Origin of the sequence: Actinoplanes sp. NBC_00393 (assembly GCF_036053395.1) — a bacterium.
Taxonomy (GTDB): domain Bacteria; phylum Actinomycetota; class Actinomycetes; order Mycobacteriales; family Micromonosporaceae; genus Actinoplanes.
In genome coordinates this window covers 2,680,610-2,692,223 of record NZ_CP107942.1, presented here as the reverse complement: position 1 = coordinate 2,692,223, position 11,614 = coordinate 2,680,610, and the positions used below count along the sequence as shown (strand labels likewise).

9 protein-coding genes are annotated in these 11,614 nt (G+C 68.2%); 4 read left to right on the top strand and 5 right to left on the bottom strand.

Going from position 1 to position 11,614, the window contains the following annotated elements; genetic code table 11:
* The first annotated feature begins 240 nt into the window (after positions 1-240).
* Entirely contained in the window at positions 241-726 is a 486-nt protein-coding gene (locus tag OHA21_RS12410; RefSeq protein WP_328473404.1) for a hypothetical protein, read from the top strand.
* 66 nt (positions 727-792) lie between these two features.
* Here the strand turns inward: OHA21_RS12410 and OHA21_RS12405 are convergent, their stop codons facing one another.
* From OHA21_RS12405 to OHA21_RS12390, 4 genes are read right to left on the bottom strand one after another with little or no spacing between them, the layout of a single operon-like run.
* On the bottom strand, positions 793-2,760 hold the full coding sequence (locus tag OHA21_RS12405) for a right-handed parallel beta-helix repeat-containing protein (RefSeq protein WP_328473402.1): 1,968 nt from the start codon (positions 2,758-2,760) through the stop codon (positions 793-795).
* Between the two features lie 32 nt (positions 2,761-2,792).
* Positions 2,793-3,626 carry a carbohydrate ABC transporter permease gene (locus tag OHA21_RS12400; protein ID WP_328473400.1) on the bottom strand — a complete coding sequence of 278 codons (834 nt, stop codon included), beginning with the start codon at positions 3,624-3,626 and terminating at the stop codon, positions 2,793-2,795.
* Positions 3,627-3,629: 3 nt separating this feature from the next.
* Positions 3,630-4,619 (bottom strand): carbohydrate ABC transporter permease, encoded by a 990-nt coding sequence (locus OHA21_RS12395; protein ID WP_328473398.1) that lies wholly within the window; start codon positions 4,617-4,619, stop codon positions 3,630-3,632.
* Between the two features lie 14 nt (positions 4,620-4,633).
* Positions 4,634-5,899 (bottom strand): ABC transporter substrate-binding protein, encoded by a 1,266-nt coding sequence (locus tag OHA21_RS12390; protein ID WP_328473396.1) that lies wholly within the window; start codon positions 5,897-5,899, stop codon positions 4,634-4,636.
* 343 nt (positions 5,900-6,242) lie between these two features.
* On the opposite strand from OHA21_RS12390, the gene OHA21_RS12385 reads away from it, so the two are divergent.
* The 3 genes from OHA21_RS12385 to OHA21_RS12375 all read left to right on the top strand — a co-directional run bounded on the left by OHA21_RS12385 (position 6,243) and on the right by OHA21_RS12375 (position 9,821).
* On the top strand, positions 6,243-7,445 hold the full coding sequence (locus OHA21_RS12385) for an endo-1,4-beta-xylanase (protein ID WP_328473394.1): 1,203 nt from the start codon (positions 6,243-6,245) through the stop codon (positions 7,443-7,445).
* The gene (locus OHA21_RS12380; RefSeq protein WP_328473392.1) at positions 7,442-8,962 is read left to right on the top strand and encodes an alpha-N-arabinofuranosidase; all 1,521 of its coding nucleotides are present in this window, start codon (positions 7,442-7,444) and stop codon (positions 8,960-8,962) included. The genes OHA21_RS12385 and OHA21_RS12380 overlap by 4 nt, the downstream gene beginning before the upstream one ends.
* A gap of 70 nt (positions 8,963-9,032) precedes the next feature.
* On the top strand, positions 9,033-9,821 hold the full coding sequence (locus OHA21_RS12375) for a maleylpyruvate isomerase family mycothiol-dependent enzyme (RefSeq protein ID WP_328473390.1): 789 nt from the start codon (positions 9,033-9,035) through the stop codon (positions 9,819-9,821).
* Between the two features lie 57 nt (positions 9,822-9,878).
* On the opposite strand, the gene OHA21_RS12370 is transcribed toward OHA21_RS12375, so the two are convergent.
* Positions 9,879-11,345 (bottom strand): endo-1,4-beta-xylanase, encoded by a 1,467-nt coding sequence (locus OHA21_RS12370; RefSeq protein ID WP_328478388.1) that lies wholly within the window; start codon positions 11,343-11,345, stop codon positions 9,879-9,881.
* Positions 11,346-11,614: the final 269 nt, after the last annotated feature.

Below are 11,614 nucleotides of genomic sequence, written 5' to 3'. Positions count from 1 at the left end.
CTTTGCCGCGACCACGCCGGAGCCGGCTGTGGCGGAGCCGGCGAACGCGAGCTGTCCGCCCAGTAGCGCCGCGGCGCCGGCGACAGCGAGAGATATCCAAGGACGACGCACGGGATCTCCTTGCAGGGGATGAGGAGGCGGCTTCGAAAGTTTCGGTCTAGCACCGTAAGTAACGAACGAAGGCAATCTATGCCTGCCTCCACCGGCGGTCAAGAGCCGCTTACGCTTCGAAGGTGCTGGATGAGCCGAACCGGATCAGGCTGGGGCCGATGGCGAGCCGCCTGCGGCGAACGACCGCAGACCTCGCTGGGTACGGCGTCTCAGGCCGCCCGCACAGTCGTGAAGGCGCTCAGTTCTGATCCAGCCGACCCTCGGGGTCAGCGTTCCGACCTTGACATCGCCGCGAGCCGCTACGACGACAACGTCCGCCGCGCGCAGCACGCTTTGCCGGCGCTTGCCGGCGCGATCGCGAAGGCCGGTGCTGGGTTGACCGCGGTGACCGGAATGGCCGTCACGCCACCGCCTCGCCTGGACGGCGCCCTGCTGAAACACCTTCCAGGTGGGATGACCACGGTGGCTGACCGCTTCCGCATCGCCGAGGCGGTGCCCCGTCTGCGGCGGTTGCACGCTCAGGTCGACACCGCGGCCGCTGTCGTCGCGCGATGGCGGAAGATCGTCGACGAGGCCCGCGCGGTGGCTCTGAGGGCAGCGCACGATTTGCTCTGAACGGTGAGCGGACGGGCATGGTCTGGCGGCCGGCGGCACGGAGCCGCCGGCCGTCAGCCGGTTCGGTCACCAGAGGCGGACGCGGCTGCTTCCCGGGGTGAGCCCGGCGAGCGGGCCCGCCGGGTAGGTCTGGCCCTGCTCCTTGCGGGCGCCGACCAGGTCGGTGTCGATGACCGCGGGGCTGCCGTCACGCTCCTCGAAGTCGGCGTCGGCGAAGCGGACCCGCTCGAGGTCGCGGCCGCCGACCGGGACGAGACCGGTGCCGCCGAAGCCCTCCGGAAGGTCGGTCACCAGGTAGACCTGGTCGCCTTCTTCGACGACCGCGGCGGACGCGTCCTGCAGCGTCACCGGGTTCTGTTCCCCGGCGTACGCGAGGGCGCCGGCGGCGTAGACGTTGCCCCGGGCGTACACGGCCTGCTTCACGTTGAGGAAGCGCTGGTGGTCGCCGGGCGGCTCCTCGTCGATGCGCTGCAGGTACTCCTCGAACGACGCCGGGTAGGCGTCGTAGCCGACCAGGCCCGCGTACGCCGGTGAATCTCCCTCGGGCATGGCCGCGTACGCCACCGCCAGGTCTCCCCCGACGAAGACGTTGCCGATCCAGCGGTCGTCGCCGCCCACGATGAATGCGTAGCCGGCCACCTGGGTGCTGTGCGGCCGGTGGTACGGCGTGGCCCGGTCCATCACCGGGTTGAGCCACACGGTGCCGCAGAGCAGGTTGTTGACGAACGCGCCGCCCTGGCTCCACAACTCCAGCGCGGCCGGCGAGGCGAGAACGTTGTGGTCCACGAGGTACGGCCCGTGGCTGACCTCGATGAACAGATCCCGGTTGTTGTTGTAGTAGACGTTGCGGGACACCCGGGTGCCCTGGGTCTGCCAGTCCAGCCAGGTGCCCAGCGAGCAGTCGTGGATGCGGTTGTGCCGGATCTCGACGTCGATGGCAGCGTGCAGCTTGATGCCGCCGATCTCGTAGCCGTAGAACTCCCGCTTGATCGCGATGTTGTAGATGTGGTTGTCCTCGATGGTCGAGAAGACGCAGCCGAGGTGGCCGACGATGCCGTTCTGCCCGCAGTCGTAGATGGTGTTGCGGCGGATCACGTGCGAGCCGATGTGCTCGGAGTCCCAGCCGATCTGGCGGGCAGCGAACACGGACTCGAGCTGGTACTGGTAGCCGGGCTTGTCGCCGCGTTCGGTGGCGTAGTTGTGGCCGGTGGACGCCTCTTTGCCGATCGAGATCGCCGAGCATTTCGCGTCGTGGATGACGTTGTCCTCGATGATCCAGCCCTTCGCCCAGTTCGGGCCGATCAGGCCGGGCTGATCGGCGGTCGGCGGCGTCCACGGGCTGGCCGCCTGGGCGAGCTCGAAGCCGCGTACGGTGATGTAGTCCAGATGCGGCACCAGCGGGTAGAACACCGACCGGCGTACGTTGATCTCGGTCAGTTCGGTGTTCGGGTCGGCGCCCTGGAAGTTCGCCCAGATCGTGGTCTCCTCCGCGCCCACCTCGGCATACCAGACCAGCAGGGTCTGCTCGGGGTTGCGCACGCGATCGGTGACGCCGGTCCAGTCGTCCTTCATCTCGATGCGCTTCTCGGGGCCGGCCACCTCGGCGCGCGAGCCGGCCTCGTAGAAACTGAGGCCGTTGAGGTAGACGTCGCCGAGGTGCTTGCGGGGCGCCTTCTCGGCGTAGACGACCCAGTCGCCGGCGATCTCCTCGGCGAACGGGTTGAAGTCACCGAACAGCGTGTTGGGCACCGACGCCTTCCACACCGTCCCGCCGTCCGGCTCCCAGCCGGTGATCCGCTCCGACCCCTTGATGACGACGTGCTCACCGTCGGCGGCCTGATAGGTGATGCGGCGGCTGTCGCTGAGGCCGCCGCGCGGCGGCGTCACCCATTCGCGGTATTCGCCGGCGTGCACGACCACGGTGTCCCCGGGCCGGGCGAGCGCCGCGGCCCGGTTGATGGTCCGCAACGGCCGCTGCGCCGAGCCGTCGGCGTCGTCGGATCCGGTGGTCGCCACGTGCAGCAGCGATGTCATGTCTCGATGCCTTTCTGTCGTCACTTGCTGCATCATCCTTTGACCGCGCCGGTGAGACCACCGACGATGCGGCGTTCGAAGAGGCTGAAGAACACCAGCGCCGGGATCATCGACAACGAGGTGAACGCAAGCACCTTCGCAGTGTCGACCGAGTATTGCGACGCGAACGCCTGTACGCCCAGCGGCAGGGTGAAGCTCTCCTGATCGTTGAGGATGAACAGCGGCAGCAGGTAGCTGTTCCAGCTGTTGATGAATGCCAGGATCCCGACGGTGATCAGGCCCGGCACCGACAGCGGGAGCACCATCCGCCAGAAGAATCCGAGCCGGCTGCAGCGGTCGATGGCGGCGGCCTCCTCGATCTCCCTGGGGATGGCCCTCAGGAAGGGGACCAGGATGATGATCGTGGTGGGCAGCCCGAACGCGATCTGCGGCAGGATGACACCGGGCAGGGTGTTCATCAAGCCGAGGTCCCGGACCAGGATGAACAGGGGCGTGATGGCCACCGTCGGGGGGAACATGAGACCGGCGGCGAACAGCGCGTACATGGCTCCCTGGCCGCGGAAGCGGTAGCGGGCCAGCACGTAGCTCGCCATCACCCCCAGCCCGACGACGCCGGCCGTCGTGACGACCGCCGCGATCGTCGAGTTGCCGACCTGGCGCCAGAAGGTGTCGCTGGTCAGGACGTCGGTGTAGTTCGCGATCACCCACGGGTCCGGCAGGCCCGCCGGGTCCGTGGTGATCTGCGAGTTGGTGCGGAACCCGCCGACGATGATGTAGATGACCGGTCCGAGCATCACCCCGATGAGGAGCAGGGCGGCGAGGTAGACGAGCAGACTGCCGCGCCGGGTGTCCGTGGCACTGGCCATGTCCTACCGTCCTCCGGTGAGCGCGCCCTCGGTGTCCCGGCGCAGAACGAAACGCTGGTACACGAGCGCGATGGTCATTGAGATGATGAAGAGCACGACCGCGACGGCGTTGCCGTACCCGTAGTTGGCCGCGTTGCGGCCCTCGAGGACCATGTAGGTCGCCATGGTCGACGTGCCCGCGGTCGACGCGACGTACTGACCCCAGATGATGTAGACCAGGTCGAACAGCTGCAGTGCGCCGATGATCGACAGGAAGCCCCAGATCCGGATCGTCGGCCCGAGCAGCGGCAGGGTGACGTGCCACTGGGTCTGCCAGAACGACGCGCCGTCCACGGCGGCCGCCTCGGACAGTTCCTCCGGGATGTTCTGCATGCCGGCCAGGAACAGGATCACGGCGAACCCGATGTACTTCCAGGTCAGGATGAACATCAGGGTCCAGATGGCGAGTTTCGGGTTCGCCAGCCAGTCCTGGGCCAGCCCGCCCAGGCCGATGGATCGCAGGACGTCGTTGACCGCCCCGTTGGTCTGGAGCATGAGGGCCCAGGCCGTTCCGACGATGACCTCGGCGATCACGTACGGAACGAAGATGAGCACCCGGATCACCGACTGGCCGCGCATCTTCTTGTTCAGCAGCAGGGCGAGGGCGATCGCGATCGGGCCCTGCAGAACGAGGGACAGCACGACGATCTGCCCGTTGTGCCACACCGCCTCGTGGAACGAGTTGTCCGTCAGGATGGTCTTGTAGTTGTCGAGGCCGACGAAGTCCGTCGGTACCCCGAAGCCCTTCCACCGGTAGAAGCCGTAGTACCCGGCCATCAGCACCGGGAAGATCACGAAGCCGACGAACACCAGGATCGCCGGCCCGGACAGTGCCGCGATCTCGAGACGTTGGGCCCAACCGATCCCGCGCCGGCGGGGCCGAACCGGGGACGGCGTGGTGACGCCGTCCCCGGTCCGCACGCGACCGCTCTTGTCAGCGACGTCGCTGGTCATCGCTCGGTAACCCCTCAGCCCTTCTTGGCTGCGTCGTTCACGCCCTGGATGATCCCGGCGACGTCACCCTTGCCGGCGAGCAGGTTCACGACTCCGATGTTCAGGGCGTTGCCGACGTTCTGGCCGTAGATCGTGTCCAGCCACTGCGACACGTACGGCGCCTTGTTGTAGGCGTCGAGAACCGCCTTGAGGTAGTCCTCGGTGACCGCGCCCTGGGCCTCCTTGCTGATCGGCAGCGAGTTGAAGGCCTTGTAGTAGCCCTCCTGCACGTCCTTGGTGACGATGTAGTTGAGGAAGTCGGCGCACTCCTTCGGCGCCTGCGCCGAGCAGGAGTAGCCGTCCGCGCCGCCCATGATCGCGGCCGGGTCACCCTGGCCGCCCGGCACCGCCGGGAAGGGGAAGAAGCCCAGGTCGGGCAGCGGCTTGGTGTCCTTGGTGAGGGAGGCGATCACACCCGGGTCCCAGGCGCCCATCAGCTCCATGCTCGCCTTGTAGTTGGCCACCAGACCGGCCGAGCTGCCCGCCCCCTGCTGGGCGGAGGTGGTCAGGAACCCGTCGTTGAACGGCTTGGTGTCGGCGAAGGCCTTCAGGTCGTTGCCGGCCTTGGTCCAGCAGGGGTCGCCGAAGTTCTTGTCCTTGGCGGCGGCGTCGAGCGAGGCCTGGTTGCAGGCGCGCAGGGCGAAGAAGTAGTACCAGTGAGCGGCCGGCCACGCGTCCTTGGCGCCGAGGGCGATCGGCGTACCGTTGGCCTTGAGCTTGGTGACCGCCGCGCTGAGCTCCTCCAACGTGGTCGGCGGTGCCGCGACACCGGCTTTCTTGAACAGATCTTTGCTGTACCAGAAACCCCCGGGCAGGATCGAGACGGGTACGGCGTACGACTTGCCGTCCACCTGCCCGGTCCCCAGGGCGGCGCCGACCGCCGCCTTGGTCTCCGCGGTGATGTCGTTGGTGATGTCCTTGAGCTGGCCCGCCTCGACCATCGCGGCCATCTTGCCGCCGCCGCGCTGCAGGAAGATGTCCGGCGCGGAGCCCGAGTTCAGCGCGGTCTGCAGCTTGCCGTCCAGGTCCTCGTTCTGGACCTGCTGAATCTTGATCTTGACGTTCGGGTTCGCGGTCTGGAAGTCGGCGACCGTCTTGTCCCAGAAGGCCTTACCGGGCCCGGTGGTCGCGTTGTGCCAGAACTGCATCGTGACGTTTCCGCCCGACTCGGAGCCACCGTCGTCGTCGCCGCCTCCGCAGGCGGCCAGGCTCATGGCGCCCAGCGCCACGACGGCAGCCATTGCGAGGGTCCTTCGAGGTGCCATGAAGCCCCACCCTTCGGTATCGAAAGTTTCGGAGTATTTCCGGAAGATGGCGCTCAAGTTATGGACGGGCTGGTGAGGCTGTCAAGGCGTTCGTCTGGCGGAGCTGTAACACGTAGGTAACAGCACTCGCACGCAGCGTGCCGCCGTCAGCGCTCTGAGCTGCTGATAGCGTTCACATCGCCGTCCAGGTAGGAATTGAAAGTGCCGCGAAATTTTGGAAGTTCCGCTGGACCTCGGACCGGCCGCGTCCCTACGCTACGACGGCGACGGGAGGCACGCATTGACGGCAGTTCAGCTTGATCACCGCTACGGCCAGGTTATGGTGACCGTGCTCGACATCGACGGCCGGCCGCTACGGGACCGCGACATCACGGTGGAGCAGGACGCTCACGCCTTCTCGTTCGGCAACATCGGTTTCGATTTCGTGCCGGTGGCCAACGAGGAGGCCGGATCGGAGCGGACCGCGCGGATGGCCGGCCTGTGGGTCGACGTCTTCAACACGGCCACGCTGCCGTTCTACTGGAGCGCCTTCGAACCCCGGCGCGGCCGGCCCGACACGAAACGGCTGCGCCGGGCCGCGGAGTGGTTCGCCGGCCGGGGCTGCCGGGTGAAGGGGCACCCGCTGCTGTGGCACACCCTGGCCCCCGACTGGCTGCGGGACACGCCGACCGACGAGGTGGAGGCGACGGTCCGGGCGCGCATCAGGCGCGAGGTCGCCGACTTCGCGGACGTCGTGCACACCTGGGATGCGATCAACGAAGCGGTGATCATGCCGGTGTTCGGCAACGAGCCGCACCGCAACGCGATCACCCGGCTGGCCTGGGAACGCGGCCGGATCGCGACCGTCCGCCTCGCGTTCGAGGAGGCAAGCGCGACCAATCCCGCCGCGACCCTGGTGCTCAACGACTTCGACATGTCCACCGCGTACGAATGTCTGATCGAGGGTGTCCTCGAGGCCGGCATCCCGGTCAGCGCGCTCGGTCTGCAGAGCCACATGCACCAGGGTTACTGGGGCGAGGAGAAGACTCTGGAGACCCTGGAGCGGTTCGCCCGGTTCGGGCTGCCGATCCACATGACCGAGACCACCCTGCTCTCCGGCGACCTGATGCCACCGGAGATCGAGGACCTCAACGACTACCAGCCGCCGTCCTGGCCGTCCACGCCCGAGGGCGAGCAACGGCAGGCCGACGAGATCGTCCGGCACTACCGCACGCTGCTGTCGCACCCCTCGGTCCAGGCGATCACCTACTGGGGGCTGCTCGACGAGGGCGCATGGCTCGGCGCCCCGGCCGGTCTGGTGCGCGCCGACGGCACCCCCAAACCGGGGTACGACGCGCTGCGGCGCCTGGTGAAGCAGGAGTGGTGGCTGCCGCCCACGCCACTGCGCACGGATGACACCGGGCGCGTCGCGGTCCGCGGCTTCCTCGGCGACTACCGGCTGCACCACGCCGGCCGCACGGCGTCCTTCACCATCGCCGGGTCCGGTGCGGCAGTCACGACACTGGCGGAAGGCGCCGAATGAGCATCGAAGCGGTCATCAACGTGGACCTCGACGGGCCGCGGATCAACCGGCACCTCTACGGGCACTTCGCCGAGCACCTGGGCCGCTGCATCTACGGCGGCTTCTACGTCGGCGAGGACTCCGGCATCGCGAACGAGGGCGGTATCCGCCTCGACGTCGTCGAGGCGCTGCGGGCCCTGCACATCCCGAACCTGCGCTGGCCGGGCGGCTGCTTCGCCGACGAGTACCACTGGCAGGACGGCATCGGACCGAGGGACCAGCGGCCGGTCATGGTGAACACCCACTGGGGCGGGGTCGAGGAGAACAACCACTTCGGCACCCACGAGTTCATGGCCCTGTGCGAGCTGCTCGGCGCCGAGCCGTACATCAGCGGCAACGTCGGCTCCGGCACCGTGCGGGAGATGAGCGAGTGGGTCGAGTACCTGACCCGCGACGGTGACTCGCCGATGGCCCGGCTGCGCAAGGCCAACGGCCGCGACGAGCCGTGGCGGGTGCGGTTCTGGGGGCTGGGCAACGAGGCCTGGGGCTGCGGCGGCAACATGTCCGCCGGGCAGTACGCGCACGAGGCCCGCCGGTACGGCACGTACTGCCGCGATTACGGCGACAACAAGCTCTACAAGATCGCCGCCGGGGCGAACAGCGCCGATTACGCCTGGACCGAGACGCTGATGAAACAGATCGGGCACCTCGGCTGTCAGCACATCCCCAACCCGCCGTACCACGCCCTGTCCGTGCACTACTACACGGTCACCGGGCCCACTTGGGAGAACAAGGGATCGGCGACGGTCTTCGACACCGACGAGTACTACACGACGATGGTGGCCGCGGCCCGCATCGAGGAGCTGCTCGCCGGGCACGCGGCCGTGATGGACTGCTACGACCCGAACAAGAGTATCGGCCTGGTCCTGGACGAGTGGGGAACCTGGTTCGACGTGGAGCCCGGCACGAACCCCGGCTTTCTGTACCAGCAGAACACGCTGCGCGACGCGCTGGTGGCGAGCGTGCACTTCGACGTCTTCCACCGGCACGCCGACCGCCTGGTGATGGCCAACATCGCGCAGACGGTGAACGTGCTGCAGGCGATGATCCTCACCGACCCGGACTCGAAGGCCATGGTCCTCACCCCGACCTACCACGTCTTCCAGATGAACCGGGGCCACCAGGACGCCACGTCGCTGCGGGTCGACCTGCGCACCGCGCCGCCGGCACGCCCGGTGGGTGACGCCACGCTGACGACCGTCTCGATGTCGGCCAGCCGTCGGGACGGCCGGCTGCTGATCTCCCTGTCGAACCTCGACGCCTCCTCCCCCGCCGAGGTGGAGATCGATCTGCGGGGCGGCACGGTGTCAGCGGTCGAGGCCGTGATCCTGACGTCCGGGGCGCTGCAGGACCACAACACCCCGCAGTCGCCGGCGGCGGTGGCACCGCGCCCGCACGACGGGGTTTCACTGTCCGCCGGTACGTTGCGGGTGCACCTGCCGGCCCACTCGTTCGTCACCGTGAGCGGCTCGCTCTGAGATCTCCGATGAGTTCGACCGGCACGCCGAGTCAGTAACAGCACACCGACTCCACGGAAAGGCCGAACCAGTGACCGAGCTGAACGCGGAACACGCACGGCAAGCGATCGTCGAACACACCCGGCGCCTGGCGGAATCAGCCGCCGCGGCCCGACCGGACGCCGTCGTGCCGACGGCCCCGCGGTGGACCGTCACCGACCTGGTCGAGCACGTGGGCCAGACCCAGCACTGGGTCGCGGAGATCATCGAGCGGCGCATCACCGACCCCGCACAGCTGCCCACCGAGATGGCCGTTCCCCCGGCCGGCCCCAGCGAGTGGCAGGCCTGGCTCGCGGCGTCCGCCCAGCGGGTCGTGAGCGCGTGCTCCGACGACGCCTTCGACGCGCCGGTGTTCAACGCCGCGGGCGACGAGCGGTCCGGGACGCGCTTCTGGTTGTCCAGCATGCTCAACGAGTCGGTCGTGCACGGCGCCGACGCCGCCATCGTCGCGGGCCGCCCGGTTGACATCGAGCCCGGCATCGCGGCCGCGCTCATCAGCAACCACTTCGCGATGCTCTCCTCCCCCACGTGGGAGATGCAGCGGTCCGAGTCCGCGCATGCGATCCGGGGCACCGGGCAGACCCTGCAGTGGCTGGCCACCGACACCGCGGATGACACGGGCGCGTGGCTCGTCGAACGCCGGCCGGACGGGGCGGCGTGGCGGCCCGCGACCCAGCAGGCCGACGTGACGGTGACCGGCCCCGCCGGATCGCTGCTGCTGATCCTGACCCGGCGCCGCCCGCTGACCGGCGTCCAGGTCGACGGCGACGCTGCCCTGGCTCAGCACTGGATCGACCACACGGCGCATGACGCCGGCTGACACGGTGAGGCGGTGCGGGGCCGTCGAGGCCGCCGCACCGCATCACCGCGACGCAGATCAGCTCCGGGTGAAGCGCTGGTTGGCCTGGCCGTTGCAGTCGTAGAGCTGGACCTGCTGGCCGTTACCGGTGCCCCACACGTCCAGGCAGCGTCCGGACTGCACACCGGTGATGGTGCCGTTCGCGTTGACGTTCCACTGCTGGTTCGCCTGGCCGTTACAGGCGTAGATCTGCACCGCCGAGCCGTTGCCCGTTCCGGCGGCGTCCAGGCACCGCGTGCCGTACACGGTCAGTTGCCGGCTCGCCGTGAGCGTCCAGGTCTGGTTGGCCTGGCCGTGGCAGTCATAGAGCTGCACCCGGGTGCCGTTGGTCTGCGACGAGTTCGGCACGTCGAGGCACCGGCCGGACTGGGCGCCGACGATCCGGCCCGAGCCGGCCGGCGGGGTCGAGGTCGACGGCGAGGGCCCCGGCGACGACGGGTTCGGGGTGGCGCTGTTCAAGGCGTTGAGAACCGAGGTGTACGCGGCCTTCTTGTTGCCGTTGCCGTCGAACAGCAGCGGGTTCTCGCTCGCACGCCAGGAGTCGCTGTCACGCACGCCCCACACGATGATGCCGACGCAGCGCGGCACGTTCAGGCAGGCCTGGGTCAGCCCGGCGTACTGCGAGGTCGAGGCGTTGGTGACGTCGACCTCGGTCAGGATCACATCCACGCCCAGGGCCGCGAAGCTCGACAGGGTGGTCTGGAAGTTGCCCGGCAGGGAACTGCCACCGGTGAAGTGGGTCTGCAGGCCCACGCAGTCGATCGGCACACCGCGGGCCTTGAAGTCCCGGATCATGTTGTAGACGCCCTGCGTCTTGCCGTACGTCCAGTTCTCGATGTTGTAGTCGTTGTAGCAGAGCTTGGTCGAGGGATCGGCGGCGCGCGCGGTGCGGAACGCCACCTCGATCCAGTCGTTGCCGGTGCCCTGCAGGTTGGACTGGCGGCGGCTGCCGTCCTCGTTGAAGGCCTCGTTGACGACGTCCCACGAGTCCAGCTTGTCGCGGTAGTGCGCCATCACCCCGTTGATGTGCTCGATCATGGCCTGGCGCAGGGTGCTGCCGCGCAGGCTCTGCATCCAGCCCGGCTGCTGGGCGTGCCAGGCCAGAGTGTGGCCGCGGACCTTCATGCCGCGCTGGGTGGCCCAGTTGTAGATCTGGTCGCCGGCGCTGAAGGTGAACTGCCCCCGGTTGGGCTGGGTGGCGTCCGGCTTCATCTCGTTCTCGGCGGTCACCATGTTGAACTCGCGCGCGGCGATCGTGGTGTAGGCGGAGTTGCTCAGCCGGCCGGCGGCGATCGCGGTGCCGAAGTAGCGGCCCGACTGCGCGGCCGCGGCGCCCAGCGTGCTCGCTGCGGCGTTGGCGTCGGGCATCACCGTCAGGGCGCCGAACGCCCCGACGGCGGCGACGGTGCCGGCGATCAACGTTCGGACCCACAACGATCGGGATCTTAACTCCACGAGAACTTCCCTTCTCGGGCCGCCGGGCATCACACACACGGCGGCAGCACCCGGCATGCGGGTGAAGGATTGCGGTGAGTGCACGAGCCGCGCTCAAGCGACGGGCTTCAATGCACAGCCATGCTGACACGGCAACGAAGTCGAAACAATAGCTTCCGGAGAATCTTCGTAACTATCAGAGAGCCAGAACGATTTCCAAGCCGCTTGATCAAGGACTCTGCCAGCAACTTTACGGTTCCGATGCGACCGACTCCGCTATCCGGCGTGGGCGTCTATAGCTGCTGCGAATAGGCTTTCCG

What these genes read in the sequence shown, in the direction of transcription:
- OHA21_RS12385 (WP_328473394.1), top strand. Translation starts at nt 6,243, where the DNA reads ATGGTGACCGTGCTCGACATCGACGGCCGGCCGCTACGGGACCGCGAC.
- OHA21_RS12390 (WP_328473396.1), bottom strand. Translation starts at nt 5,899, where the DNA reads ATGGCTGCCGTCGTGGCGCTGGGCGCCATGAGCCTGGCCGCCTGCGGA.
- OHA21_RS12380 (WP_328473392.1), top strand. Translation starts at nt 7,442, where the DNA reads ATGAGCATCGAAGCGGTCATCAACGTGGACCTCGACGGGCCGCGGATC.
- OHA21_RS12370 (WP_328478388.1), bottom strand. Translation starts at nt 11,345, where the DNA reads ATGCCCGGCGGCCCGAGAAGGGAAGTTCTCGTGGAGTTAAGATCCCGA.
- OHA21_RS12410 (WP_328473404.1), top strand. Translation starts at nt 241, where the DNA reads ATGAGCCGAACCGGATCAGGCTGGGGCCGATGGCGAGCCGCCTGCGGC.
- OHA21_RS12395 (WP_328473398.1), bottom strand. Translation starts at nt 4,619, where the DNA reads ATGACCAGCGACGTCGCTGACAAGAGCGGTCGCGTGCGGACCGGGGAC.
- OHA21_RS12405 (WP_328473402.1), bottom strand. Translation starts at nt 2,760, where the DNA reads ATGACATCGCTGCTGCACGTGGCGACCACCGGATCCGACGACGCCGAC.
- OHA21_RS12400 (WP_328473400.1), bottom strand. Translation starts at nt 3,626, where the DNA reads ATGGCCAGTGCCACGGACACCCGGCGCGGCAGTCTGCTCGTCTACCTC.